Origin of the sequence: Salipiger bermudensis HTCC2601, assembly GCF_000153725.1 — a bacterium.
Taxonomy (GTDB): Bacteria; Pseudomonadota; Alphaproteobacteria; order Rhodobacterales; family Rhodobacteraceae; genus Salipiger; species Salipiger bermudensis.
Window position 1 is genome coordinate 2,871,486 of sequence record NZ_DS022276.1, and the last position, 24,501, is coordinate 2,895,986.

The following is a 24,501-nucleotide window of genomic DNA, read 5'->3' on the forward strand; positions in this document are numbered from 1 at the left end:
GGGCCGGTGCGCTGTCACCGCAGGCGGGTCAGGTCTTGGGCAGAAAGGTGAGGGGCGTCAGCCGCCGGGGCGGAAGCCTTTCGGGCGGCGTACCGGGCGCCACAGCGCGGCGGTCAGCAGCGCGACGGACATCACGATGAGCGGGGGCACCGCGTGCCCGTATTCACCGTGCAGCAGCACTGTCAGCGCTGCCGCCGCCATGACGGACGCACCCAGGAGGCTGCCGACGAAGCGGGTGCGCGGCAGCAGGATCAAGAGCGCCGCGAGCCATTCGAGAAGGCCGGTGAGGCGGTTGAAGCCGCTCGGGTAGCCCCAGCGGTCGTAATCGGCGAGGATCTCGGGCGAGGCGAACATGTTGAGCGTGCCGCCGAGCAGGAAGAAAGCTGCAAGCAGCCAGGCCGGGATGGCGCGCCAGGGGAGGGATTTCATCGGTAGGCTCCTTCTACGCGGCGGGTTGGCCGGCCCCATGCGTCGGGGCCGGCCGCTTGGCGTCAGGCCAGGTTGGCTTCGGCGAACTCGTAGCTCGCGAGATTGTCGAGGAAGTTGGTCACGTAATCCGGACGGCGGTTGCGGAAATCGACGTAGTAGCTGTGCTCCCACACGTCGAGACCGAGCAGAGCGGTGCCCTCGCCGGTGGCCAGCGGGTTGACGCCATTGGCGGTCTTGGTGACGCCGAGGCTGCCGTCGGCCTTCTGGATCAGCCAGGCCCAACCCGAGCCGAACTGCGTGGTCGCGGCGGTCTTGAACGCGGCCTTGAAGTCGTCGACCGAGCCGAAGCTGTCGATCAGCTTTGCCTCGAGCGTGCCGGGGATGCCACCGCCATTGGGCGACAGGGCGTTCCAGAAGTGGATGTGGTTCCAGTGCTGACCGGCCTGGTTGAACACGCCCGCGAGCGCATCGTCAGCGTAGCTCAGCGTGACGATCTCCTCGAGGGTCTTGCCCTGAAGGGCGGCGTTGCCGTCGACGAAACCGTTGAGCGCGGTGACATAGGCCTGGTGGTGCTTGTCATGGTGGAGCTCAAGGGTTTCCTGGCTCATGCCACGCTCGGCAAGGGCGGAATGGGGGTAGTTCAGGGCGGGAAGTTCGAAGGTCATCTGTGGTCTCCTGTCGAGCCAGCGCTTGCGCGCCGGGACCCGTTTGGTTATTTAAGCAAGCAACAGCTTTGAAAAACATTGGAGCGAATATGTCAGGCGATGACTTGGAAAAAGGGGCGTGGTCCCCGCGCGCCCCTTCCGAGCGGCTGCTGATGACGCTCAAGATGCATGGCGCCCAGACGTCGGCTGACGTCGGGCGGCGACAGGGCATCACTGGTGAGGCCGCACGCCAGCAGCTTGGCAAGCTGCAGGAGGATGGGCTGGTGCGCGAAGAGCGGCGCAGCGCCGGGCGCGGGCGACCCGCGGTCTACTGGCACCTGACCGACAAGGCGCAGGCGCGGTTTCCCGACACCCATGCCGCGCTGACCGTGGACATCCTGCGAAGCATCTCCGAGGTGCTGGGCCCGGAAGCGCTGGACCGGATCATCGCCGAGCGCGAGGGGGTGACGCTCGAGAAGTACCGCACCGCCATGTCCGGCTGCAGCGACACCCGCGACCGGCTCGAGAAGCTTGCCGAGATGCGCAGCGCCGAGGGCTACATGGCGCAGGTCGAAGTGGACGACGATGGCACGCTGCGGCTGGTCGAGAACCATTGCCCGATCTGCGCAGCGGCGAGTTTCTGCCAGGGCTTCTGCCGCGCCGAGAAGGCCGTGTTCCAGAACGTGCTCGGCCCGAACGTCCGGATTGAACGGGATGAGCATATCGTCGGTGGCGGACGGCGCTGCACCTACCTTGTACGCGAAGGCGCGTAAGGCCGTCGGGTCCAGGCCGACAGACCCGGGATCACCGTGACACCGGAGGGGCTGCGCAGGACAGTCGGACACACGTCGTATCCTCCCTGACAGCTTGCGCCGCGTGGATCGATTCTGCCCCGAGGCTCGGCAGGCGCAGCGTCTGGAAACACCGGGCTCTTGTTGGCCTTGGTGACGGCAACGGTGACGACACCCAAGCCAACAGGGCGTCCGTTCAGGGCGGCGCCGTTGCAGAGCCGCAGCCCTGGGCGTGAGCGCCGCTTGCCTCGCCGAGGTCAGGTCACCCGGACGATCTCGGCGGTGCCGGGGGTCTTGAAACGGATCTCCCCCGGTCTGCGGTTGCCTTCGCGTCGCGGCTAGCGGTCTGAGCCCCGCAGCATTTCTTCGACCAGCCGCTGCACGTCGAGCGCCTCGCGCGGGGTGGCGAGCGGGTGCGGTCGGCCCGCGACGCAGAGCGCAAGCGCATCGAGCTGCGCGCGGAGCGCCACCGCGCGCGGATCGGCGGGGGTAGGGGAGACCGGCTCGAAGGGTCCCCCGCGCGACACCGACTCGTCCGAGAAGTTCGACACGCGATGGCTGGCCAGGCTGCCCTTCACGGTGAACTCCTGCCGGTCGGGCTGCGCGCCGCCGACACTGGCGAGAATCGACACCGGCACACCGCCCACGGTCTCGAGCCGCGCCAGCAGCGCGGTTTCGCAAAGCGCCGTGTCGGCGGGATAGGAGGGCTGCGCCCAGACCACCGAGAGCGGCCCGAGGATGCGCTGGGTGAAGAACAGGAAATGCGACAGCACCTCGCGGGTCATGCCACCCTCGGCGCGGAAGCGCAGCCAGTCCGCCGCCTGTTGCCATGCCCGCGGCCAGGCGGCGTAGGTTACCACCATGTCGACGCCCGCCATCTCGCCCATCGCGCCCGAGGAGGCTGCGTCCGAGATGTTGGCGAGCGCCTCGCCTGCGGCTTGCGTGAAGTTCACCGCCGCCGGCACGCCGCTGGCCTCGAGCGCCGCCACCAGCGCCTCGCTCTCGCCGAGGTCGACCCCGAGCGGCTTTTCGAGGAACACTGCCTTGCCCGCAGGGGCGGCGGCGAGGGCGTAGGCCTTGCGCGGCACCGGCGGGCAGGCGAGGTAGACCAGATCGGCCGCGGCCATCGCCGCTTCGGCAGAGGCGGCAAGCGGCACGCCGGGGGCAAGCATTTGTGCCTCGGCACAGGCCTCGGGGGCCGGATCCCACATCGCCACGGGGGCAAACTCTTCATGCGGGAGCATGTGCTCCAGCATCCGCCGCCCCATGATCCCCAGCCCGATGATCGCCGTCTTCACCGCCATGTCCGTTCCCGTTCCTGCAGCTTTCGTTGGGGGTCGTTGTAGCGGCCACCCGGGAGGGAGCGCCATCACAAAGCCCCTGCATGTCCCGTTTTGACCGAGAGGCCGGGGCCGGCGATGCCCTTTCCGGGAGGTGTGGCAGCGGTCGCACCGCGCGGGGCTGCCTGTTTTCTGTGCGTCCGGGGCCGGAGTGGTCCCCGCGAGCGCCGCATTTCCGGCCGGCCAAGTTGACACAGCGTCCACGGCGCGCCGATAGTGACATCAACATAGCTGGCAAAAGCGCCTCGCGATCCTGCGGTCCGTCTCTCGAGACGGCTGGGATCAGCGGGGCTTTTTTCGTTTTTGGAGGGCGTCTTGACGCGCGAAATCGACCTCGGAATCCTGTTCTCCCGGTCCGGAACCTACAGCCTGATCAGCGAGGCCAAGCGGACCGGCGCGCTGAAGGCGGTGGCGCAGGTCAACGCCGATCCCGCGCTTGATATCGTGTTCAACCCGGTGGAGCGCGACCCGCAGGGCAATATCGACGCCTATGCGCCGCTCTGCGAAGAGATCCTGCGCGACAGCGGGGCGCGGCACGTGATCGGCTGCACCACCTCGTGGAGCCGCAAGGAGGTGATCCCGGCGCTCGAGCGCATGGACGGGGCGCTCTGGTACCCGGCGCCCTACGAGGGGTTCGAGGCGTCCGACCGCATCGTCTATGCCCATGCCTGCCCGAACCAACACCTGCTGCCGCTGCTCGACTATGCCTTCGCGCAGTTCGGGCGGCGCAGCTACCTGACCGGCTCGAACTACATCTGGGGCTGGGAGATAAACCGGCTGGCGCGCGAGATCGGCAGCCGCACCGGAGGCGAGGTGCTGGGCGAGCGCTACCTGCCGCTGGGCACCACCGAGGTGGCGCGCATTGTCGACGAGATCGCCGCGCTGAAGCCGGATTTCGTGCTCAACCAGCTGATCGGGAAATCGCAATATGCCTTCCTCGACGCCATCGCCGAACTGCGCCGAAGCGATCCGTTCTTTGCCGAGGGCCATTGCCCGGTGCTGTCGTGCAACCTTACCGAATGCGAGCTCGGTGCCATCGGGCCATCGGCCGAGGGGGTGATCTCGGCGGGGCCGTGGTTCCGCGGTCTGCACCCGGCGCTGCCGGGCAATGGCGGCCGCGAGGATTTCGGCTCGTCGCTCGAGGCGGCGGCCCATGCCTCTGTGATGACGCTGGCGCAACTGCTCAACGGCGCGCCCGGTGCCGAGGCGCTGTCGCTCTCCGAGCTTCTGGCGCAGCGCCGCGCGGCCGAGCTCGGGATCAGCCCGCGCACCCACCACACCCGCCTGCCGGTGGCCATCGCGCAGGTCAGGGCAGGGGCTTTCGTGCCGCTGCGCACCGGGGCGCCGGTCGAGGCCGATCCCTATCTCACCCGCGAGCGCGACCCCGCGCCGGTGCCGCTTCGGGTGGTGAAATGAGACGCCGTCTGCGCATCCCGGATCTGGGCGGCGCGCGTGCCGCGATCCTGCATCGCCCGCATGCCACGGTCACCGCGCTGGTGCGCCAGCTTCAGGCCATCGGGCTCGAGGTGGATTGCCACTGGCCCGACCTGCCGGCGTCGGCCCGGGCGGCGGATTATCTCTTCATCGATGTCGACACCGCCTATGATGACCAGTTCCCGTGGGAGCCGGGCGAGGCACCGCTGCCGACCATCGCGCTGGTGGGTTCCGAGGCGCCGGGCCGCATCGAGTGGCTGATGAATTTCGGCGCCGATGCTCAGATCCTCAAACCGGTGGGCGATGGCGGGGTCTACTCGGCCCTGCTGATCGCGCGGGCCACCTTCGACGCGCGCGTCGAACTGGCCGACGAGATCGACGCCCTCAAGCGCCGGCTCGGCCAGCGCCAGACGGTGGTGCAGGCGGTGGCGGTGCTCGCCGCGCGCGGCAAAACCGAGAACGAGGCCTACGAGCAGCTGCGCGGCATGGCGATGGCGTGGCGCGTGAGTTTCGAGGACGCCGCCGACCGCATCGTCGCCGCTGCCAAACCCACGCATCAGGACGAGAGCGACCATGGCTGACATCGCCCCCATCGAGTCCCGCCCGGCAGCGCCGGCGGGCGCGCTGCGCCGCCTGATGCGCCGCAAGCTGGCACTGTTCGGCCTCGCCATCATCGCGCTGGTGGTCGGCGGCGCGGTCTTCGCGCCATGGATCGCCCCGTTCGAGCCCGACGAGCAGCTCTTCGAGGGGCTGTCCCTCTACGGCGAGCCGATGCCGCCCGGCGGGCCGTTCCTGATGGGCACCGACCTCTTGGGGCGCGACCTGTTCACCCGGATGCTCTATGGCGCTCAGACCTCGCTGGTGATCGGCGTGGTGGCCAATGGGGTGGCGCTGGTGATCGGCACGCTTGTGGGGGTGCTCGCAGGGTTCGTGCGCGGCTGGTTCGGCGCTGCGCTGATGCGCTTCACCGACCTGATGATGGCCTTCCCGGCGCTGTTGCTGGCGATCTGCCTTGCGGCCTTGTTCCAGCCCTCGCTGTGGATTGTCGCGATGGTGATCGCGCTGGTCAACTGGGTGCAGACTGCGCGCGTGGTCTATACCGAGACCACCAGCCTTGCCGAGCGCGAGTTCATCGCCGCCGAGAAGACGCTCGGCGCCTCGCAGTCGCGCATCCTGTTCCGTCACATCCTGCCGCACCTGATCCCGACACTGATCGTCTGGGGCACGCTCGGAATCTCGGTGACGGTGCTGCTCGAGGCGACGCTGAGCTTCCTCGGTGTGGGCGTGCAGCCGCCGACGCCCTCTTGGGGCAACATCATCTTCGAGAACCAGACCTATTTCCAGGCCGCGCCCTGGCTGGTCTTCATCCCCGGCGCGGCGATCCTGCTGCTGGCGCTGGCCTTCAACCTCGTGGGCGACGCGCTGCGCGACGTGCTCGACCCGACCCAGAGGGGGAACGACTGATGCTCGGCTACCTGACCCGGCGCCTGATCCAGTCCGCCCTGATTCTGCTGGGGGTGAGCTTCATCACCTTCATCCTGCTCTACGTGCTGCCCGCCGACCCGGTGCGCCAGATCGCCGGGCGTTCGGCCACCGCGCAGACGGTGGAGAACATCCGCCATCAGCTCGGGCTCGATCAGCCGCTGCTGGTCCAGTACTGGCGCTATCTCACCGGGCTGGTGCAGGGCGACATGGGGCGCAGCTACCTGCAGAAGACCGAAGTGGCGACGCTGATCGCGGCGCGTTTGCCGGCATCGCTGCTGCTGATGGCGGGGGGCATCGTCTGCGAGCTCCTGATCGGCCTGACGCTCGGCATCGTCGCGGCGGTGTTCCGCGGCCGACCGCTCGATCAGGGGCTGATGGTGACGAGCTTCGTCGCGGTCTCGGCGCCGCAATTCGTGGTCGGCCTGCTGCTTCTCTACCTCTCGCGGTGCAGCTCGGCTGGTTCCCGATCGGGGGCTACGGCACCTTCGCACATCTGGTACTGCCCGCGATCACCCTCGGGATCATGGGATCGGGCTGGTACAGCCGCATGATGCGCTCTTCGATGGTCGAGGTGCTGCGGCAGGACTACATCCGCACCGCCCGCGCCAAGGGTCTGACCCGTGGCCGCATCCTGCTGCGTCACGCGCTGCCCAACGCCATCCTGCCCATCATTGCCATGATCGGCATCGACATCGGCATCTTCATGGGCGGCATCGTCGTGGTCGAGAGCGTGTTCGGCTGGCCCGGCATCGGCCAACTCGCATGGCAGGCGATCCAGCGCGTCGACATCCCCGTGATCATGGGCGTCACCATGGTCTCGGCCACCGCCATCGTGCTCGGCAACCTGCTGGCCGATCTCGTCACCCCTCTCATCGATCCGCGCATCAAGCTGCGGTGACCCCGTTTCCAAACGGTCCCGGCATCGTTGCCGGGGCTCAACGCCACCACCCACGGACGACACACGACCCAAGACCAGAGCCACCACTCACGGACCCGGCCACACCATCCAACAGGGAGTAATAAAAAATGAAAGCACTTCTCACCTCCACCGCGATCCTGCTCGCTTCAGCGATCCCGGCGCTTGCGCAGGGCTATACCCCCGATCCCGACGCCACGCCCGGCGGCATGATCACCGTCACCTACAAGGATGACGTCGCCACGCTCGACCCGGCGATCGGCTATGACTGGCAGAACTGGTCGATGATCAAGTCGCTGTTCGACGGTCTGATGGATTACGTGCCCGGCACCACCGAGCTGCGCCCCGGTCTTGCCGAGAGCTACGAGGTCAGCGAGGACGGCACCGTCTTCACCTTCACGCTGCGCGAGGGCGTCTCCTTCCACAACGGACGCGAGATGACCGCCGAGGACGTGAAGTATTCGCTCGACCGCGTCACCACCCCCGAGACCCAGTCGCCGGGTGCGGGCTTCTTCGCCTCCATTGCCGGCTTTGATGAAATCTCCGCGGGCGAGGCCGACACGCTTTCGGGGGTCGAGGTGGTCGATCCGCTGACTGTCAAAATCACCCTGTCGCGCCCCGACGCCACCTTCCTGCACGTGATGGCGCTGAACTTCGCCTCCATCGTGCCCAAGGAAGCGGTCGATGAGTACGGCACCGATTTCGGCAAGCACCCGGTCGGCACCGGCGCCTTCAAGCTCGGCGAGTGGACCATTGGCCAGCGCCTCGTGTTCGAGAAGAACGCCGAGTACTGGCGTGACGGCGTGCCCTATCTCGACGGCGTGACCTTCGAGGTCGGGCAGGAACCGATCGTGGCGCTGCTGCGTCTGCAGCAGGGCGAGGTCGACGTGCCCGGTGACGGCATCCCGCCGGCGAAGTTCCAGGAGGTCATGGGGGATCCGGATCAGGCGGCCCGCGTCGTCGAGGGCGGCCAACTGCACACCGGCTACATCACGCTGAACGTGGGCATCGAGCCGCTCGATCAGCTGCCGGTGCGCGAGGCGATCAACATGGCGATCAACAAGGAGCGCATCACCCAGATCATCAACGGCCGCGCCGTGCCGGCGACCCAGCCGCTGCCGCCGTCGATGCCGGGCTACACCGGCGGCTACGAGGGCTTTGCCTTTGACGCCGAGGCCGCCAAGGCCAAGCTCGCCGAGGCCGGTCTGGGCGACGGGTTCTCGACCGAGCTCTTCGTGATGAACACGGATCCCAACCCGCGCATCGCGCAGGCCATCCAGCAGGACCTCAAGGCGATCGGCGTCGATGTCGAGATCCGCTCCCTCGCGCAGGCCAACGTGATCGAGGCCGGTGGCGCCGGCGAGGCGCCGATGATCTGGTCGGGCGGCATGGCATGGATCGCCGACTTCCCGGATCCGTCGAACTTCTACGGCCCGATCCTCGGCTGCGCCGGCGCGGGCGAGGGCGGCTGGAACTGGTCCAAGTTCTGCGACGAGAGCATCGACGCGATGGCGACCGAGGCCGACAGCTTCACCGACCCCTCGGCGCCGGAGCGGCTCGAGATGTGGTCGGACGTCTACATGAAGGTGATGGAAGAGGCGCCGTGGGTGCCGGTGTTCAACGAGCAGCGCTACACCATGAAGTCCGAGCGCATGGGCGGTGACGACGCGCTCTATGTCGACCCGGTCTCGATCCCGGTGAACTACGATTACGTCTACGTGACCGAGTGATCCCATGTGCAAGCACTGCGACTACACGATCCACGGCGCGCAGCACCATTTCGGCTGGGACAATTCCATTGTCCCGGCCCTGACGGTGGCACCGGGATCGACAATCCTCTTCAATTGCATGGATTCTTCGGCGGGCCAGCTTGGCCCGTCGAGCACCGTCGCCGATGTCGAGGCGCTGGATTTTGGCAAGATCAACCCGGTCTCGGGGCCGGTCTATATCGACGGCGCCGAGCCGGGCGACGCGCTCAAGATCACCATCGAGGGCTTTAGTCCGCAGAAGCGTGACGGCACCGCATGGGGCTGGACCGCCAACATCCCGGGCTTCGGCCTGCTGGCGGACCAGTTCACCGACCCGGCGCTCACCATCTGGACCTTCGACGCCGACACCATGGCGCCGGCGCTCTGGGGCGAGCAGGGCCGCGTGCCGCTGAAGCCGTTCACCGGCACCATCGGCGTCGCGCAGGCCGAGCCGGGGCTGCACTCGATCGTGCCGCCGCGGCGCACGGGCGGCAATCTCGACGTGCGCGACATTGCCACCGGGACCGAGCTCTACCTGCCGGTCGAGGTGGCCGGCGCGCTGTTCTCGGTGGGCGACACCCATGCGGCGCAGGGCGATGGCGAGGTCTGCGGCACTGCCATCGAAAGCCCGATGGACGTGACGCTGACCCTCGATCTGGTGAAGGGCGCCAATCTGAAGATGCCGCGCTTCACCACGCCGGGGCCGGTGACCCGGCATCTCGATGCCAAGGGCTATGAGGTCACCACCGGGGTCGGACCCGACTTGATGAGCGGCGCCCGCGATGCGGTGGCCGGCATGGTCGACCTGCTCTCGGCGCGCTACGGCATGGCGCCGGTCGATGCCTACATGCTGGTCTCGACCTGCGGCGATCTGCGGATCTCCGAGATCGTCGACATGCCGAACTGGGTGGTGTCGTTCTACTTCCCTCGCGCGGTCTTCGAATGACGGCCGCGGCGCAGACCCTTGCCGTCCCCGCAACGGGGGCGGCCGCCGCGCCGTTGCTCTCGGTGCGCGAGCTGACCGTGTCGGTGCGCGACCGGGGCGTGACGCGCCCGCTGGTCGAGGGGCTGAGCTTCGATCTGCGCGCCGGTGAGACGCTGGCCATCGCCGGAGAGAGCGGATCGGGCAAGTCGATCACCTCGCTGGCGCTGATGGGGCTGCTGCCCAACAACGTCACCGTCACCTCCGGTCAGGCGCTGCTCGACGGCACCGACCTGCCGTCTCTGCCCGAGGCTTCGATGCGCGACTATCGCGGTGCGAAGGTGGCGATGATCTTCCAAGAGCCGATGACCTCGCTCAACCCGGTGCACAGCGTCGGCAGCCAGCTGGTCGAGGCGATCCGCGCCCACGAGCCGGTCTCCCGGCGCGAGGCCCACGCTGCCGCCGTCGAGGCGCTGCGCCGGGTGCGTATCTCCGAGCCCGAGCGCCGCATGGGCCAGTACCCGCACGAGCTGTCGGGCGGGATGCGCCAGCGCGTGATGATCGCCATGGCGCTGGTGATGAGCCCGGCGCTGCTGATCGCTGACGAGCCCACTACGGCGCTCGACGTGACGGTGCAGCGCGAGGTGCTCGACCTGCTGCGCGACCTGCAGGAGAGCACCGGCACCGCGATCATCCTGATCACCCATGACATGGGTGTGGTGGCCGAATGCGCCGACCGCGCCGTGGTCATGAAGGCCGGGCGCATGGTCGAGGCCGGCCCGGTCGAGACGCTCTTCCGCGCCCCGCAGGAGGCCTATACCCGTGACCTGCTCGCCGCCGTGCCGCGGCTCGGGGCAGGGGCCGAGCGCGCCGCGCCACTGCCGCCCGAGGCACCGGTTCCGGTGGCCCGGCTGGTCGAGGCGCAGGTGCATTTCGACATCGGCGCGAATTTCTTCGGCCGCCCGACCCACCGCGTGCACGCGGTCGAGGGGGTGAGCTTCGACATCCGCCCCGGCGAGACCTTCGGCCTCGTCGGCGAGAGCGGCTGCGGCAAGTCCACCATTGCCAAGGCGCTGGCCGGGCTGGTGCCGCATGAGGGGCATGTGGAGGTTGCAGGCAAGCGCCTCGCCACACTGACCGCGCAGGGCCGCAAGGAGATCTGCCGGGACGTGCAGATGGTGTTCCAGGATCCGATGGCGGCGCTCGACCCGCGCATGACGGTGGGCGAGGCGGTGGCCGAGCCGCTGCTGATTCACGGCGTCGGAAGCCCCGATGAGCGCCGCGCCCGCGCTGAGGAGCTGTTCCGCCGTGTGGGCCTCACCCCCGGGCAGATGAGCCGCTACCCGCACGAGTTCTCCGGTGGTCAGCGGCAGCGCATCTGCGTCGCCCGCGCACTGGCGCTGCGCCCGAAGCTGATCATCTGCGACGAGAGCGTCTCGGCGCTTGACGTCTCGGTGCAGGCGCGGGTGCTGGAGCTGCTCGAGGAATTGCAGCAGGAGACCGAGGTCTCCTACCTGTTCATCAGCCACGACATGGCGGTGGTCGAGAACGTGGTCGACCGGCTGGCGGTGATGTATCTCGGCCAGATCGTCGAGATGGGCACCCGCGATCAGGTCTTCGGTAACCCACGCCATCCCTACACGCAGCGCCTGCTCGACGCGGTTCCGGTGCCCGATCCCTCGCGCAAGGGGCGGCCCTATGCCCGGCCCGTGGGCGACATGCCCTCGCCGATCCGGGTCATCGGAGATGCACCGGCGCGGCTGCCGCTGCGTGACATCGGTGACGGCCATCTGGTGGCGGACGGGGGGGGCGGGCTCTAGAGCGTGAGCCCCAGCGCCTGCATCCGGTCGATCTGCGCCGGATCGCCCGCCTCGAGCCCGAAGCCCACGCGCTGCAACGTCTTCGGCACGATCACCACGCCACCGGTTTCGGGCGAAACGAGGCCGGGCAGGATGCGCCGGCCAGCCTCGAGATGGTGTTTGGCCACGGTGTTGAAGGCCCGGGTGCCATCGCGCGCCGCGGCCACCTCGGCCTCGTCGCGCACCGCCATCAGGTTGCCCTTGATGAGCTGCACCAGCACCGTCTGCAGTGCCCTCTGGGGATCGAGGTCGAGCCCGTCGACGATCTCGCCGATGGGATGCGCGCCTTCCGCGGCGAGCTCTGCCACACGCGCCTCGATCTCGGGCGTGGCCACGGGTGTGTCTTTGACCGGCAGGTCGGCGAGCAGGCCGAAGCCCGCCTCGCGGCTCCAGCCCAGAACCCTGAGCGCGCGCAGCTCGGCGATCATCTCCGAGGTGGTGAGCCGCAACGCGCCGCGGTGAAACAGGTCGGCGCGAAAGGTGCGGTTGTACGAGAGATCGCGCGCGGTCTGGCCCCAGCCCTGCTCGCCGCCGCGCCGGATCAGGTCGAGCCGGGCCCCGTCGAGGAACAGCGCGTCGAACTGTTCGTGCAGCTCGCAGGGGCAGGCGAAGCCGAGCTTTGCGGGCTCGAGCGCCTCGGCCAGGTCGGTAAACCAGACCGCGCTGCCATGCGCCGCGCCCAACTCGTGGGCGAGGAAGGCGTCGGACTGTTTCGAGAGCCGCTGCCAGAGCGCATCGAGGGCCGGGTTCTGGGCATAGGAAAGCCATGCCGCGACGGCCTCGCGTGCAGCTGCGTATCGCGTGTCGCCCGCGCCCGCAGGCGCCTCGCGGAAGATCTGCCGGATCGGTGCGGCAGCGGCCCAGCCGGCGGCGCAGTTGTAGCCGTTGTAGACCAGCGCGCCGGGCGCCAGCCAGCCGCCCAGAAGCGCGACGATGTCGCCGCGGGTCTCGGCGTCGACCCAGCTCCAGACGCCGTGCATGGCGGCATAGTCGAACCGGGCCTCGGGGCGCTGGGCCGCGAGATCGGCAAAGCCCGCCTCCTCGACGCGGATGTTGGTGAGGCCGATCTCGGCGATCAACGCGCGGGCACGGACCACGTGTTCGGGCATGAAATCGATCCCGAGGAATTCGGCCTCGGGATAGCAGGCGGCCAGCGCGATCAGCGTATGCGCCGAGCCGCAGCCAAGCTCGAGAAAGCGGAAGCGCCGGGTCGAAGGGCCCGAGATGCGCGCGGTGAGCAACGCCGGACGCCAGCGGAAGGGCGAGATCTCGGGCTGCATGGTATCGAAATAGGCGCTATCGACGGGATAGCCCCGGGACCAGTCGGACATGACAATAATCTCTCTCTCAAACGCGGGCATCCTGCCAGAGGCCGGGGGCTCGCGGAAGGGCCGTTCGAGAGATCGCGGCGTTTGGCCCGGGCGAGGGGCCAATGCGGCGCGCGCAGGCGCCTGACCGAGCTGTCGTTTGTCCGAAGAGATGCGCCGCCCGGCGCGGGCGAGCGGGCGGCGCGGGAGGTGTCAGCCCTCGGAGCGGATCTGGTCCACCAGCTGGCGCATGCCGTCGAGCGGCACGTAGCCGCGCAGCATCTGGTCGCCGAAGACGAAGCTCGGCGTGCCGTTGATCTGAAGCCGCGTCGCCAGTTCGCGGGTCTCCTGGATGCGGCGCGTCACTTCCTCGTCCGACATCCGCGCGATGATCGCCTCGGCATCGAGCCCCAGCGTATCGGCCAGACGGCGCAGCACCGGTTCGGAGGGCTCGCCCTCGAGGGTGATCAGCGCGTCATGCACCGCCTTGTAGGCCTCGTCGCCGGCCTCCATCAGCGTCGCGATGGCGAAGCGCGAGGAGGTGACCGAGGCCTCGCCGAGGATCGGGAATTCCTTCATGATGAAGCGGATGTTGCCATCGCTCGAAATCAGCTCCTCGACTTCCGGAAAGGCACGGCGGCAATAACCGCAGCGGTAGTCCGAGAATTCGACGATGGTGATGTCGCCGTCGGGGTTGCCGCCGACATAGGAATAGCCGTCGCGGAACAGCGCGTCGGCATTGTCGGACACGATCTGCTGATCGGCCACCGCCTGCTGCTCGGCCTGACGGTTCTCGAGCGCGTTGACCGCCTCCATGATGACCTGCGGGTTCTCGAGGAGGTACTCGCGCACCTGTGTGCCGAAGGCCTCGCGCTGCTCGGGTGTCATGGCGGAGAAGTCGAAGTCCTGCGCTGTCGCCGGCAGCGCGGCGGCGAGACCGGCGGCGAGGGTCAGCGCGGCGGCGGGGCGGGTCAGTCGGGTCAGCATGGCAGCTCCTGTCTTTGTTCGTTGAGAGACCTGTATCGGTCGCATCGTCCGGTGTCAGCGTTTCTTTTCGGCGCGGGCGGCGGCATCGGCCACGTCCTGCGCCCGGCGATAGGGGGCGGAGCCGCGCGGCAGAAGCCCCAGCGCGCGATTGGCGTGGATCCCGGCATCGTGCAGGCGGCCCTGAAGCGCGTAGCGCTGTGCCGTGGCCTCCGACGCCATGCCGGTGTTGCCGGTCTTGGCGTAGGCCACCGCGAGGTCACGCAGCACCCGGTTGTCGCGCCAGTCGCGGTCTCGGGCCTCTTCCAGCGTGCGCAGCGCGGCGCCGTATTGCCCGGCGGCAAGCTGTGCCCGACCGAGCCCGGCGAGAATCTGGGCGTTGCGCGGGGCGAGCTGACGGGCCTGTCCGTAGACCTGCACAGCCGGCCCGGCCTGCCGGCTCTCGAGCAGGATCTCGCCCTTGAGGTCGCGCAGGAACGGATCGTTGGGGCGCAGCGCGATGGCGCCGTCGATGGCGCGCAGGGCGCGCCTCAGGTCGGATTGCCGGTGCTGCGCCACGGCCTCGGCCATCAGCGCGATGTCCTTGCTCGGCAGGCGCTCGAGCCGGCGCAGCGTCCAGCTGGGCGCGCGCAGGAAGGCGGCGAGCTTGGCGCGGGCGCGGGCGAACCAGTAGACGGTTGAAGGATCGGCGGCGGCCCCCTGTCCCGGCGAGGCGGCGACCAGCCCCTGCAGTGCGCGCAGGCGGTCGCGGGTGAGCGGGTGGGTCTGCACGTAAGGGTCCTGCCGCGGCGCCGAGAGCAGCTCCTGCCCGCGGAAGATCTCCTGCACCTCGACGGCGCCGCGCGGGTCGAGCCCGGCATTCACCATGCTGCGGATCGAACTGATGTCCGCGGCGCTTTCCTCGGCGCGGGTGTGGGCCATGAACTTGTTCATTGCCGAGGCCGACGAACCCATCATGATCGCGGCGGCGGCATCTCCGCTGCCGGTGCTGACCCCGGTGGCGGCAGCCAGCGCCATGCCGAGCAGCGTGGCGGTGCGGGCGTTGCGCATGTTGCCGAGCCGGCGGGCGATGTGGCCGTTGGTGATATGCGCCGCCTCGTGCGCGATCACCGCTTGCAGCTGCGCCGGGGTGTCGAGCTTCAGGATCAGCCCGGAATGGATGTAGATGGTGCTGTTGTCGACGATGAAGGCGTTGAGGCTGTCATCCCTGACCATCACCACCTTGACCTGAGACGGGCTGAGCCCGGCGCCGCGCAGCACTGGCGCCGCGACCATCGCCAGAGCGTGCTCGATATCGGCATCGCGTAGCAGGGTGACGGCGCGCGCGGGCAGGGCAGCCACGAGCAGGGTGGCCACGAGCAGCAGCGCGGCAAACGGTCGTGCAACGGCGGCGGACATTGACCCTCCCCGGTATCCTCAATACTCCCAATCCCGAGCCACCATGGGAGAGCAGGATGCGAAACTCAAGCCGCGGCGCGGTCGATCCCTTCATCGTGATGGATGTGATGGAGGCGGCGCGCGCCGCCGAGGAAGCCGGACGCCACATCATTCACATGGAGGTGGGCCAGCCCTCGTCTCCGGCGCCCGCCCATGCCCGCGCGGTGCTGGCCGAGACCATGACATCCGATCCCCTGGGCTATACCGTGGCGCTCGGCCTGCCAGCGCTGCGCCAGCGCATCGCGCGGCTCTATGGCGAGTGGTACAACGTCGATCTCGACCCGGCCCGCGTGGTGGTCACGCCGGGCTCGTCCGGGGGCTTCATCCTCGCCTTCACCGCGATGTTCGACGCCGGAGACCGGGTGGCGCTGGGGATGCCGGGCTACCCGTCCTACCGGCAGATCCTCAAGGCGCTCGATCTGGTGCCCGTGGAGGTGCCCGCCAAGCCCGAGAACGGCTACCAGCTGGTGCCCGGGGATCTGATGGGCGTCGACTATCAGGGGCTGATGATGGCCTCGCCGGCGAACCCCACCGGGACGATGCTCGACCGTGCCGAGCTTGGGGCGATGATCGAGACATGCCAGGCGCAGGGCGCGGCGTTCCTGTCGGACGAGATCTATCACGGCATCGAGTATGACAAGCGCGCGGTGACCGCGCTCGAGCTGTCGGACGATGTCTGCGTGATCAACTCGTTCTCGAAGTATTTCTCGATGACCGGCTGGCGCGTCGGCTGGCTGGTGCTGCCCGAGCGCTCGGTGCGGCAGGTCGAGCGGCTGGCGCAGAACCTGTTCATTTGCCCGTCGCACGCGGCGCAGGTGGCGGCGCTGGCGGCGATGGATTGCGGAGAAGAGCTGCAGGAGAACCTCGCGGTCTATGCACGCAACCGGGAGTTGATGCTCGAGGGGCTGCCCAAGGCCGGCTTCGACCGTATCGCGCCTCCGGACGGGGCCTTCTACGTCTATGCCGATGTCAGCCACCTGACCGAGGACAGCCGCGCCTTCGCGGCCGAGATCCTCGACAAGGCGGGGGTGGCGGTGACGCCGGGGCTGGATTTCGATCCCGAGCGCGGCCACGGCACGCTGCGGTTTTCCTATGCCCGCAGCACGGCGGATATCGAGGAGGGGCTGTCGCGGCTTCAGGATTTCATGAAGACGCGTGGGTAAGCCGAAGATTTTTAGGACTAAAAATCTTGGGCTGAAGAATTTTCGCACGAAAATTCTTGGCCGTCGCGCGGGCTGCAAATCCGGCTGGGGCGTGCTAGCGTGATGCAAAACAACATGATCGATGGCGGATGAGCAGGATCTTCCTTCTTCTGGCGGCGCTCTTTCTGGGCTCCGCCGCAGCGGCACAGGACCTTGGCGGGCGCGCTCTGTTCGAGCGCGGCGCGCTTGAGGACCGGCGTGGCGGCACCGAGTTGACCCTCGGCCTGAGCCAGGGGGTGCCGTGGCGCGCCTTCACCCTGACAGATCCGGCCCGACTGGTGGTGGATTTCCGCGAGGTCGACTGGCAAGGGGCGGATCCCGCGGCCATGGGCCGGTCCGACACGGTCGAGGCGCTGCGCGTCGGGCGCATCCGATCGGGCTGGTCGCGACTGGTGGCCGAGCTCGCCGAGCCGATGGTGATCGGGCGGGCAGGGATGCGCGTCACCGAGACCACCGGCGAGGCGCGGCTGTCGCTGCGCCTCGAGCCCGCCAGCCCCGAGGAGATGGCCGCCGCCTCCGGCGCGCCGCGTGACCCGCGTTGGGATCTGCCCGAGCCCCGCGCCACTGCCGCGCCGCCGCGCGATCCCTCGGCGCCGCTGCGCATCATGCTCGATCCCGGGCATGGCGGCATCGATCCGGGCGCGCAGCGCGACGGCCACAGCGAAGCCGACCTGATGCTCACCTTCGCCCGCGAACTGCGCGACGTGCTGCGCCGTGCCGGCTACGTGGTCGAGATGACCCGCGAGGAAGATGTCTTCGTCTCGCTCGAGGCGCGCGTGGCGCTGGCGCATCAGGCGGGCGCGGACCTGTTCGTGTCCTTGCACGCGGACGCCATCGAGGAGGGCATCGCCCACGGCGCCACCGTCTACACCCTGTCGGACGACGCCTCGGACGCGGCCTCGGCGGCGCTGGCCGAGCGCCATGACCGCGACGACATCCTCGCCGGGCTCGATCTCTCGGGGGCCGATGATCGGGTCGCCGACGTGCTGCTCGACCTCGCCCGGCTTGACAATTCCCCGCGCAGCACGGCGCTGGCGAAGCATCTCGTCGACCGCATCCGCAACGCCGTGGGCACGGTTCACAAGCGGCCGCTGCGCCATGCGGGCTTCTCTGTGCTCAAGGCGGCCGACATTCCCTCGGTGCTGGTCGAGGTCGGGTTCCTGTCCACGGCCAAGGATCTCGACAACCTGCAGGACACGTTCTGGCGCGCCGGCATGGCGGCGGGCATCCGCGACGGCATCGCGGCCTGGGCGCTCGAGGATGCGGCGCTGGCACGGTTGCGCAGGCAATAGACGCGGCCTGACCGGTGGCAGTGCCCTGCCGTCACGCCCCCGTGTGTTTTGACCGCGGGCCATGCAGGGTATAAGGACACGGCAATCTTCAGAGGCGGCCCTCAGTGACTCGGTTCATTCTTTCCTTTTTCGGCGGCATCTTCAGCATCATCACGCTGGGGATCATGATGTTCGCGCTCACGGTGGGCGCGGTGATCTGGATCTATGGCCAGGACCTGCCCAGCCACGAGAGCCTGGCGCAGTACACCCCGCCGACGATCAGCCGGATCTACAGCCAGGAAGGCCGGATCATCGACGAGTTCGCGCAGGAGCGGCGGCTGTTCACCCCTGCGGACCAGATCCCCGACCTGGTGAAAGAAGCGTTCATCTCGGCCGAGGACAAGAACTTCTACACCCACCAGGGCTATGATCCGCGCGGCATTGCCGCGGCGGTGGTCGATGCGGTGAAATCCCGCGGCCGCGACGTGCGCGGTGCCTCGACCATCACCCAGCAGGTGATGAAGAACTTCCTTCTCGACGGCGACCGTCGCGCCGAGCGCAAGATCAAGGAGATCATCCTTGCCACCCGCGTCGAGCAGGCGCTGAGCAAGGAAAAGATCCTCGAGCTCTATCTCAACGAGATCTTTCTCGGCCAGAACTCCTACGGCGTGACCGCTGCGGCCCAGACCTATTTCAACAAGACCCTGTCAGAGCTCGAACCGCACGAGGCGGCGTTCCTCGCGTCGATGCCGAAGGCGCCGTCGGACTATCACCCGGTGCGCAACAAGGAGCGGCTACTGCAGCGCCGCGACTACGTCCTGCGCGAGATGCATGACAACGGCTACCTCTCGGACGAGGTCTACGAGCAGGAGCGCGCGCAGCCACTGCGTTCGGTGCAGAACGGCGATTTCGAGCCCTACCAGCGCTCGCTGCCGCCGCGCGATTATTTCACCGACGAGATCCGCCGTCAGCTGACCCGCGACTTCGGCGAGGGCGAGTTCTTCTCGGGCGGTTTCAGCGTGCGCGCCACGCTCGATCCCGAGATGCAGACCAAGGCGGCGGAATCGCTGCGCATCTCGCTCGAGAACTATGACCGCAGCCTCGGCCGCTGGCGCGGCACCGGCAAGACCATTCCCGAGGAACAGCTGGGCTCGGAAGAGGCCTGGCGCGAGGCGCTGTCCAACACCTCTGTGGCGCGCGACATCGACCTCGAGAGCGAGTGGCTCCCGGCGGTGGTGCTCGAGGTCGGTGACAGCGCCATGCGCCTCGGCATCGAGGGCGTGGCGACCGATGACGCCCGCGGCACGTCGGTCCCGCGCGACGACATCTCGTGGGTCCGTGGCAGCTTCCGCGACAATTTCGAGCGCGGCGACGTGGTGCATGTGCGCGAGATGACCGCCGACAATGACGGCAGCTTCATCCGCTGGACGCTGCGGCAGGTGCCGCGGGTACAGGGCGCCTTCATGGCGATGGACGTGCACACCGGCCGGGTGATCGCCATGCAGGGCGGCTTCTCGTACCAGGATTCGGTGTTCAACCGCGCCACTCAGGCGCAGCGTCAGCCGGGCTCGTCCTTCAAGCCCTTCGTCTACGCCTCGGCGCTCGACTCGGGCTATGCGCCCTCGACCATCGTGATCGACGCACCGATCGAGATCGACACGCCGCAGGGCGTGTGGCGTCCGAAGAACTCGTCCAACACCTATTACGGTCCGACCCCGCTGCGCACCGGCATCGAGCAGTCGCGGAACCTGATGACCATCCGTCTCGCGCAGGAGATCGGCATGGACACGGTGGGCCGCTATGCCGAGAAGTTCGGCGTCTATGATCACCTGGGCCGCTTCCTGTCGAACGCGCTCGGTGCCGACGAGACCACGCTCTACAAGATGATCTCGGCCTATGCGATGTTCGCCAATGGTGGCGAGCGCGTCGAGCCGACGCTGGTCGACCGGGTGCAGGACCGCTACGGTCGCACGATCTACAACCATGAAAGCGCCAAGGGCAACGAGCGGGTCTGCATCGACTGCGCCGAGGACAGCCTGCCGCCAGGGGTGAGCCCCACGATCCGCAACAACCGCGAGCGCATCATGGATGCGGTCACCGCCTATCAGCTGACCTCGATGATGCAGGGCGTGGTCGAGCGCGGCACCGCCGCGCGGGTGGTCGATCTGGGTGTGCCCACCGCCGGCAAGACCGGCACCACCAACGACGCGAAGGACGTGTGGTTCATCGGCTTCACCTCGAACATCGTGGCGGGCTGCTACATCGGCTACGACAACCCCAGCCCGATGGGGCGTGGTGCCTACGGGGCCTCGATGTGTGGCCCGGTGTTCCAGCGCTTCATGACCGAGGCAGTGCAGAAATACGGTGGCGGTGCCTTCGACGTGCCCGAGGCTTGCGAGTTCATCAATATCGACCGTTTCTCGGGCGCTCGTCTCGGGCCGGATGCGTCGGGCCCCAACGTGGTGGCCGAGTGCTTCCGCCGTGGTCAGGAGCCGATGTTCGGGATCCAGCTCGATGGCGGCTGGGCGATGTCTGGCAATTTCGACCTGATCCAGCCCGATGGCAGCACCCGTGCGCGCGAAGTCACCACCTCGACCGGGCGCAAGGCGACCGTCGGACCGAAGGCGAGCTTCGGCACGCTGTCCTCGGGCGGGCTTTACTGAGCGCAAGGCGCGGTTTCCGCCCGCCTGCGCGGGCGGACAGGCTTGGGGGGCGCTGCCCCCCACGCGCGCCGGGCGCGCGTTCCCCCCGAGGTATTTTCGAACCAGAGAAGGGTCGGGCGCCGGGACAGGCGGCGGGCGCGTTCGCGGGTTGGCCGAGTGGCTTGATGGGGTGGATCAGAGCCGGACTTGGGACGTGAAAAGCCCCGCCGGCGCGCGACGGGGCTTGGTCTTTTCTGGACGGAGGGGGCGGGCCTCAGGGCAGGTCGACCGCCTCGGGCGCCGCTTTCTCGAGCGGGGCGGGGGCGAAATGCGTCAGCATCTCGGCCCGGTCGACGGCCTCGCCCCTCACCACGCCTTTCGACAGCACCCAGTCGGCTTCGGCCACCAGCAGATCGGCGAGCGCGGTGTCGAGCTTGAGGCCGACATCGACATCCTGCCACATGGTGGCGAGCGCCTCGGGGCTCATCGCGCCCTGCATCGAGGCGCTGACCGCCTCCATTGCCGCCGCCGGATCGGCCTTCACATCGGCATCCGCCTTGGCCAGCGCGGCCATGAAGGCCTCGAGCGTTGCGGACCGGTCGCCGGTCATCTCGGGCGAGGCGGCGAGAATGTAATGCACCTCGTAGCCGGGCACCCGCAGTTCGGCATAGTCCTCGCCGAGCGTGTTGGCGGCGGCGCCGTAGAAGGTCGGGAAGGGCACGATGGCATCGAGATCGCCGCGCGCCAGCGCCGGGACCAGATCCGGCGGTGCCGCGCCGATCACCTCGGCCTCGACACCGGCTTCGGCGAGGATCTCGTCGAGGTAGAAATTGACGTTGGTGCCGATGGTGGTGCCGATCTTCTTGCCGGCGAGCTCGGCTGGCGAGGTGACAGCGCCCGAGGCGGTGTTCACGATCACCCGGGAGCCGGTGAAGCGCGCGAGATCGCCGATCACGGCGAACTCCTGCCCGGTCAGGGCGCCGACCGCGGCCGGGAATTCCGCCATGAAGGTGACGTCGACCTGACCGCCGATCATCGCCTCGAAGCCTTCGCGGCCGGTGCGGAAGGCGACGAACTCGATGTCGAGCCCCGCCTCTTCGAAATAGCCGTTCTGGATCGCCACATCGACCTGAGGCGTCTGCGGGTTCGGGGTCCAGGCGAAGGTCAGCTCCTCGGCGCTGGCCGCAAGCGGAGCGAGCAGCGCGGCGGCCAGTGCCAGTGTGGAAAGGTGGGTCACGGTAAATCTCCCTTAGAGGCTGTCTGCGAGGTCTGTCTTGGGGTGAAGGAGGTCGAGGATCTCGTCCCGGATCTCCAGAAGGTCGCTTCCCGAGCGGCTGAAGGCGCGCGGGCGCTGCTGGGTCAGGTGGTAGTGGCGGATCAGCCGCCCCGGCGCCTGGCTCATGACCTGCACGTGGTCCGAGAGCAGAAGCGCCTCGTCCACGTCGTGGGTCACGAAGAGCACGGTGGCGCGGTGCTTGCGCCAGATATTGAGCAGAAGCTCGTGCATCACCAATCTGGTCTGCGCGTCGAGCGCGCCGAAGGGCTCGTCCATCAGCAACACCTTGGGCCCGACCGCGAAGGTGCGCGCGATGGCGACCCTCTGCTTCATGCCGCCCGAGAGCTGCTGCGGGTACTTGTCGGCATGGGCCTCGAGCCCGACCTCGGCGAGGGCGGCGCGGGCGCGGTCGATCTCTTCGCCCTGGGGCAGGCCGAACTGCTTGAGCCCGTAGCGCACGTTGTTGAGCGCGGTGAACCAAGGGAACAGCGCGTATTGCTGGAAGATCACGCCAACCTCGGGGGAAGGGCCCGCGATCGGCTTGCCGTCGAGGCGCAGGCTGCCCTCGGAGGGTTTCACGAAGCCTGCGATGGCGTTCATCAGCGTGGACTTGCCGCAGCCCGAAGGCCCGATCAGCGCGGTGAATGTGCCCGGCTCGAGCACGTGGGAGGTGCGCGCGAGCGCCGTCACCGGCCCCTGCCGCCCCTTGAAGCGGATCACCACGTCGTCGATCTCGACGCGGCCCTTCTGAGTGTCGGTCTTGTGAGTGTCGGTCATGAGATCTTCAGCCATCAGCCCTGCTCCCAGTGCACGAGTTTCTTGCCGATGGCGTGGACGATGAGGTCCGCCACCGCGCCGAGGACGCCGAGGATGATCAGCAGCGAGAACATCCGGTCGGTGCGCACGTATTGCCGTGCTTCCTGAAGCCGGAAGCCGATGCCTGACGAGGCGCCGGACAGTTCGGCCGCCACGAGGCTCAGGAAGGCCAGCGCCACGCCGAGCCGGATGCCGGCGAAGATGTGCGGCGCGGCGGCGGGCAGCACCACGGTGAGGAATTCGCGCATCCTCGACGCCCCCAGCGAGCGCGAGGCGCGCAGGTAGGTTTCGGGGACGTATTCCATGCCGTGATGGGTGTTGAACCAGACCGTGAGGAACACGGTGTAGCTGACCACGAAGTATTTCGAGCCCTCTCCGATGCCGAACCAGACGATGGCCACCGGGACCAGCGCGATGGCTGGGATCGGGCGCAGCAGGTTGAGGAACGGGTTGAGCAGGGTCCGCACCAGTGCCACGCGGCCGGTGAGCAGACCCAGTGCCACGCCGAGCGTGGCACCGATGCCGAAGCCCACGCCGGCCCGGCCCAGCGATTTCGCGAGGTCTGTCTGCAGCGTGCCGTTCTGCCACATCTCGACCGTGGCGGACCAGACCGACCACGGCGCGGGAAAGATCGCCTCCTTGACCATGCCCGAGGCGCCCACCAGCGCCCAGATGCCGAGGATGAAGGCAAAGGAGATCAGCGGCAGCCCGGCCTTCGCGCCCCATTTCGCGCCTTGCGACAGGAAGGGGGCGATCCTTGGCGATGTGCGTGCTTTGGTCGGGTCTTCGCTCATGTCGGTCACAGCCATGTCACCTGCTCCGCGCTGTAGCGATGCGCCCGGAAGCAGCCGTTGTGAGAACCCTTGATGAACTGGTTCACTGGGGCAGGGTACTCGGCGAAGTCGGGGATCACGAATTCCCAGACGGTCTCGCCTGCCGGCGTCACCTCGAAGAGCCGGCCAAAGGCGCTCTCGCAGATCAGGGTGTTGCCGTTGGGCAGCCGCTCGGCGCTGCCCATGAAGGGCGAGAAGAAGCTCGGCGCGTTGGGGTCGGTGTAGCTCCATGTGACCTGCATGGTCGCGGGATCGAACTCCAGCGCACGCGAGAACGGGTTCGAGGAGCCCATGCGCAGGTTGCCGTTGTCGAAGACCAGCACCGTGCCGCCCTCCATCATGATCGGCGTGTGCTGCTGGGCGACGAGGTCGGCGCCCGCGTGCCAGACGATGCGGCCGCTCGCCTTTTCGACCGCGATCACGCCCGAGGTGGTGCGCAGGCTCATCAGGATCAGCCCGCTCTCGGTCTCGGACACACCGTTGATCATCGGCCAGTGGCGGCGGTCGAAGATCGGGTGAACCGGCAGGTCGGCGGGGTCGATGTGGTCCCAGATGCACCATTCCCAGACCACCTCGCCCTTGCGGTTCACCTGCCGCACGATGTCGGACTGGAAAATGCCGTCAGCGCCGTCCTTGCGCGGGTCGCCGCCGCAGATGCGCTTGGCAAGGTGCGCCGGGAGCTCGGCGGCCACGGTGTAGAGCAAGTCGCCGTTGGGCAGCCACTGGGCGTCGTGGTGGTGGTAGATGTCTTCATGGCGCCAGACGATCTCGCCCTCGGGCGTCGCCTCGTAGAAATCGCCGCCATGCCAGAGATCCCATGCCGGGTAGAGCGCGGCCGAGGTGGCATGGCTGCCGTTGTAGCCGAGATTGCCATTGGGCAGCAGCACCGCGTCGCGGCCCGGGCGCACCGGCATTTGCCACTGATGCGCGATGCGGCCTTCGAGATCCACCATGTCGACCACGCCGCCGCCGGTCTGGCGGGCATAGAGCGTGTAGCCGCCGAAGCTCTTTTCCCGGTCGAGCGCGGTCAGCCCGAGCCGGCGCCGCTCCAGCGTCACGGCGCTGGCCTGTTCGGGGTCGAAAGTGCCTTTGGTCGTATCGAGCATTGCCGTCTCCATGTGTTGTAAAACGTTTTAATGCACTATTGCCTTGCGCTGGGTGTTGT

The 24,501-nt window shown here is 68.2% G+C and carries 22 protein-coding genes; 12 read left to right on the forward strand and 10 right to left on the reverse strand.

Annotated elements, in window-relative coordinates:
- Nucleotides 1-57: 57 nt before the first annotated feature.
- Entirely contained in the window at nucleotides 58-429 is a 372-nt protein-coding gene (locus R2601_RS13510) for a DoxX family protein (protein ID WP_007799269.1), read from the reverse strand.
- Between the two features lie 62 nt (nucleotides 430-491).
- The gene (locus R2601_RS13515) at nucleotides 492-1,094 is read right to left on the reverse strand and encodes a superoxide dismutase (RefSeq protein WP_007799271.1); all 603 of its coding nucleotides are present in this window, start codon (nucleotides 1,092-1,094) and stop codon (nucleotides 492-494) included.
- A gap of 89 nt (nucleotides 1,095-1,183) precedes the next feature.
- Here R2601_RS13515 and R2601_RS13520 point away from each other — a divergent pair, with 89 nt between their 5' ends.
- Nucleotides 1,184-1,846 carry a helix-turn-helix transcriptional regulator gene (locus R2601_RS13520; RefSeq protein ID WP_195903854.1) on the forward strand — a complete coding sequence of 221 codons (663 nt, stop codon included), beginning with the start codon at nucleotides 1,184-1,186 and terminating at the stop codon, nucleotides 1,844-1,846.
- A 356-nt stretch (nucleotides 1,847-2,202) separates the two neighbouring features.
- Here the strand turns inward: R2601_RS13520 and R2601_RS13525 are convergent, their stop codons facing one another.
- Nucleotides 2,203-3,168 (reverse strand): Gfo/Idh/MocA family protein, encoded by a 966-nt coding sequence (locus R2601_RS13525; RefSeq protein WP_007799276.1) that lies wholly within the window; start codon nucleotides 3,166-3,168, stop codon nucleotides 2,203-2,205.
- 351 nt (nucleotides 3,169-3,519) lie between these two features.
- Here R2601_RS13525 and R2601_RS13530 point away from each other — a divergent pair, with 351 nt between their 5' ends.
- The 8 genes from R2601_RS13530 (at nucleotide 3,520) to R2601_RS13565 (ending at nucleotide 11,529) form a co-directional block, all read left to right on the forward strand.
- The gene (locus R2601_RS13530) at nucleotides 3,520-4,620 is read left to right on the forward strand and encodes a transporter substrate-binding protein (protein WP_007799278.1); all 1,101 of its coding nucleotides are present in this window, start codon (nucleotides 3,520-3,522) and stop codon (nucleotides 4,618-4,620) included.
- Nucleotides 4,617-5,219, forward strand: a complete 603-nt coding sequence (locus R2601_RS13535; protein ID WP_007799280.1) for an ANTAR domain-containing response regulator — start codon at nucleotides 4,617-4,619, stop codon at nucleotides 5,217-5,219. Before R2601_RS13530 ends, R2601_RS13535 begins: the two co-directional genes overlap by 4 nt.
- Nucleotides 5,212-6,102 carry an ABC transporter permease gene (locus R2601_RS13540; RefSeq protein WP_007799282.1) on the forward strand — a complete coding sequence of 297 codons (891 nt, stop codon included), beginning with the start codon at nucleotides 5,212-5,214 and terminating at the stop codon, nucleotides 6,100-6,102. The genes R2601_RS13535 and R2601_RS13540 overlap by 8 nt, the downstream gene beginning before the upstream one ends.
- Nucleotides 6,102-6,674: an ABC transporter permease gene (locus tag R2601_RS27355; protein WP_007799284.1), complete on the forward strand. Its 573-nt coding sequence runs from the start codon at nucleotides 6,102-6,104 to the stop codon at nucleotides 6,672-6,674. Before R2601_RS13540 ends, R2601_RS27355 begins: the two co-directional genes overlap by 1 nt.
- Nucleotides 6,569-7,021, forward strand: coding sequence for an ABC transporter permease (locus R2601_RS27360; protein WP_254656053.1), 453 nt, complete (start codon nucleotides 6,569-6,571; stop codon nucleotides 7,019-7,021). Before R2601_RS27355 ends, R2601_RS27360 begins: the two co-directional genes overlap by 106 nt.
- Nucleotides 7,022-7,149: 128 nt before the next feature.
- Nucleotides 7,150-8,769 carry an ABC transporter substrate-binding protein gene (locus tag R2601_RS13555; protein ID WP_007799288.1) on the forward strand — a complete coding sequence of 540 codons (1,620 nt, stop codon included), beginning with the start codon at nucleotides 7,150-7,152 and terminating at the stop codon, nucleotides 8,767-8,769.
- A gap of 4 nt (nucleotides 8,770-8,773) precedes the next feature.
- Nucleotides 8,774-9,733, forward strand: coding sequence for an acetamidase/formamidase family protein (locus R2601_RS13560; RefSeq protein ID WP_007799290.1), 960 nt, complete (start codon nucleotides 8,774-8,776; stop codon nucleotides 9,731-9,733).
- Entirely contained in the window at nucleotides 9,730-11,529 is a 1,800-nt protein-coding gene (locus tag R2601_RS13565) for an ABC transporter ATP-binding protein (RefSeq protein ID WP_007799292.1), read from the forward strand. The genes R2601_RS13560 and R2601_RS13565 overlap by 4 nt, the downstream gene beginning before the upstream one ends.
- Here the strand turns inward: R2601_RS13565 and R2601_RS13570 are convergent.
- The 3 genes from R2601_RS13570 to R2601_RS13580 all read right to left on the reverse strand — a co-directional run bounded on the left by R2601_RS13570 (nucleotide 11,526) and on the right by R2601_RS13580 (nucleotide 15,257).
- Nucleotides 11,526-12,899, reverse strand: a complete 1,374-nt coding sequence (locus tag R2601_RS13570; protein ID WP_007799295.1) for a class I SAM-dependent methyltransferase — start codon at nucleotides 12,897-12,899, stop codon at nucleotides 11,526-11,528. The genes R2601_RS13565 and R2601_RS13570 overlap by 4 nt on opposite strands.
- 189 nt (nucleotides 12,900-13,088) lie before the next feature.
- Nucleotides 13,089-13,862, reverse strand: coding sequence for a DsbA family protein (locus R2601_RS13575; RefSeq protein WP_007799296.1), 774 nt, complete (start codon nucleotides 13,860-13,862; stop codon nucleotides 13,089-13,091).
- 54 nt (nucleotides 13,863-13,916) lie between these two features.
- Nucleotides 13,917-15,257 (reverse strand): M48 family metalloprotease, encoded by a 1,341-nt coding sequence (locus R2601_RS13580; RefSeq protein WP_007799298.1) that lies wholly within the window; start codon nucleotides 15,255-15,257, stop codon nucleotides 13,917-13,919.
- Between the two features lie 56 nt (nucleotides 15,258-15,313).
- Here R2601_RS13580 and R2601_RS13585 point away from each other — a divergent pair, with 56 nt between their 5' ends.
- The 3 genes from R2601_RS13585 (at nucleotide 15,314) to R2601_RS13595 (ending at nucleotide 20,432) form a co-directional block, all read left to right on the forward strand.
- A complete protein-coding gene (locus R2601_RS13585; RefSeq protein WP_007799301.1) occupies nucleotides 15,314-16,459 on the forward strand; it encodes a pyridoxal phosphate-dependent aminotransferase in 1,146 nt (381 codons plus the stop codon).
- Nucleotides 16,460-16,587: 128 nt separating this feature from the next.
- The gene (locus tag R2601_RS13590; RefSeq protein WP_007799303.1) at nucleotides 16,588-17,790 is read left to right on the forward strand and encodes an N-acetylmuramoyl-L-alanine amidase; all 1,203 of its coding nucleotides are present in this window, start codon (nucleotides 16,588-16,590) and stop codon (nucleotides 17,788-17,790) included.
- Nucleotides 17,791-17,894: 104 nt separating this feature from the next.
- On the forward strand, nucleotides 17,895-20,432 hold the full coding sequence (locus tag R2601_RS13595) for a penicillin-binding protein 1A (RefSeq protein ID WP_007799304.1): 2,538 nt from the start codon (nucleotides 17,895-17,897) through the stop codon (nucleotides 20,430-20,432).
- 253 nt (nucleotides 20,433-20,685) lie between these two features.
- Here R2601_RS13595 and R2601_RS13600 read toward each other — a convergent pair whose 3' ends face one another.
- Genes R2601_RS13600 through R2601_RS13615 form a run of 4 tightly spaced genes read right to left on the reverse strand, consistent with a single transcriptional unit; the run spans nucleotide 20,686 to nucleotide 24,442 of the window.
- Nucleotides 20,686-21,648, reverse strand: a complete 963-nt coding sequence (locus R2601_RS13600; protein ID WP_007799306.1) for an ABC transporter substrate-binding protein — start codon at nucleotides 21,646-21,648, stop codon at nucleotides 20,686-20,688.
- A gap of 12 nt (nucleotides 21,649-21,660) precedes the next feature.
- A complete protein-coding gene (locus R2601_RS13605) occupies nucleotides 21,661-22,479 on the reverse strand; it encodes an ABC transporter ATP-binding protein (protein ID WP_007799308.1) in 819 nt (272 codons plus the stop codon).
- The gene (locus R2601_RS13610) at nucleotides 22,479-23,312 is read right to left on the reverse strand and encodes an ABC transporter permease (RefSeq protein WP_007799309.1); all 834 of its coding nucleotides are present in this window, start codon (nucleotides 23,310-23,312) and stop codon (nucleotides 22,479-22,481) included. The genes R2601_RS13605 and R2601_RS13610 overlap by 1 nt, the downstream gene beginning before the upstream one ends.
- A complete protein-coding gene (locus tag R2601_RS13615; RefSeq protein WP_050768416.1) occupies nucleotides 23,303-24,442 on the reverse strand; it encodes an aryl-sulfate sulfotransferase in 1,140 nt (379 codons plus the stop codon). Before R2601_RS13615 ends, R2601_RS13610 begins: the two co-directional genes overlap by 10 nt.
- Between the last annotated feature and the right edge of the window lie 59 nt (nucleotides 24,443-24,501).

What these genes read in the sequence shown, in the direction of transcription:
- R2601_RS13510 (WP_007799269.1), bottom strand. Translation starts at nt 429, where the DNA reads ATGAAATCCCTCCCCTGGCGCGCCATCCCGGCCTGGCTGCTTGCAGCT.
- R2601_RS13515 (WP_007799271.1), bottom strand. Translation starts at nt 1,094, where the DNA reads ATGACCTTCGAACTTCCCGCCCTGAACTACCCCCATTCCGCCCTTGCC.
- R2601_RS13520 (WP_195903854.1), top strand. Translation starts at nt 1,184, where the DNA reads ATGTCAGGCGATGACTTGGAAAAAGGGGCGTGGTCCCCGCGCGCCCCT.
- R2601_RS13525 (WP_007799276.1), bottom strand. Translation starts at nt 3,168, where the DNA reads ATGGCGGTGAAGACGGCGATCATCGGGCTGGGGATCATGGGGCGGCGG.
- R2601_RS13535 (WP_007799280.1), top strand. Translation starts at nt 4,617, where the DNA reads ATGAGACGCCGTCTGCGCATCCCGGATCTGGGCGGCGCGCGTGCCGCG.
- R2601_RS13540 (WP_007799282.1), top strand. Translation starts at nt 5,212, where the DNA reads ATGGCTGACATCGCCCCCATCGAGTCCCGCCCGGCAGCGCCGGCGGGC.
- R2601_RS27355 (WP_007799284.1), top strand. Translation starts at nt 6,102, where the DNA reads ATGCTCGGCTACCTGACCCGGCGCCTGATCCAGTCCGCCCTGATTCTG.
- R2601_RS13555 (WP_007799288.1), top strand. Translation starts at nt 7,150, where the DNA reads ATGAAAGCACTTCTCACCTCCACCGCGATCCTGCTCGCTTCAGCGATC.
- R2601_RS13560 (WP_007799290.1), top strand. Translation starts at nt 8,774, where the DNA reads ATGTGCAAGCACTGCGACTACACGATCCACGGCGCGCAGCACCATTTC.
- R2601_RS13565 (WP_007799292.1), top strand. Translation starts at nt 9,730, where the DNA reads ATGACGGCCGCGGCGCAGACCCTTGCCGTCCCCGCAACGGGGGCGGCC.
- R2601_RS13570 (WP_007799295.1), bottom strand. Translation starts at nt 12,899, where the DNA reads ATGTCCGACTGGTCCCGGGGCTATCCCGTCGATAGCGCCTATTTCGAT.
- R2601_RS13575 (WP_007799296.1), bottom strand. Translation starts at nt 13,862, where the DNA reads ATGCTGACCCGACTGACCCGCCCCGCCGCCGCGCTGACCCTCGCCGCC.
- R2601_RS13580 (WP_007799298.1), bottom strand. Translation starts at nt 15,257, where the DNA reads ATGTCCGCCGCCGTTGCACGACCGTTTGCCGCGCTGCTGCTCGTGGCC.
- R2601_RS13585 (WP_007799301.1), top strand. Translation starts at nt 15,314, where the DNA reads ATGCGAAACTCAAGCCGCGGCGCGGTCGATCCCTTCATCGTGATGGAT.
- R2601_RS13590 (WP_007799303.1), top strand. Translation starts at nt 16,588, where the DNA reads ATGAGCAGGATCTTCCTTCTTCTGGCGGCGCTCTTTCTGGGCTCCGCC.
- R2601_RS13605 (WP_007799308.1), bottom strand. Translation starts at nt 22,479, where the DNA reads ATGGCTGAAGATCTCATGACCGACACTCACAAGACCGACACTCAGAAG.
- R2601_RS13610 (WP_007799309.1), bottom strand. Translation starts at nt 23,312, where the DNA reads ATGGCTGTGACCGACATGAGCGAAGACCCGACCAAAGCACGCACATCG.
- R2601_RS13615 (WP_050768416.1), bottom strand. Translation starts at nt 24,442, where the DNA reads ATGCTCGATACGACCAAAGGCACTTTCGACCCCGAACAGGCCAGCGCC.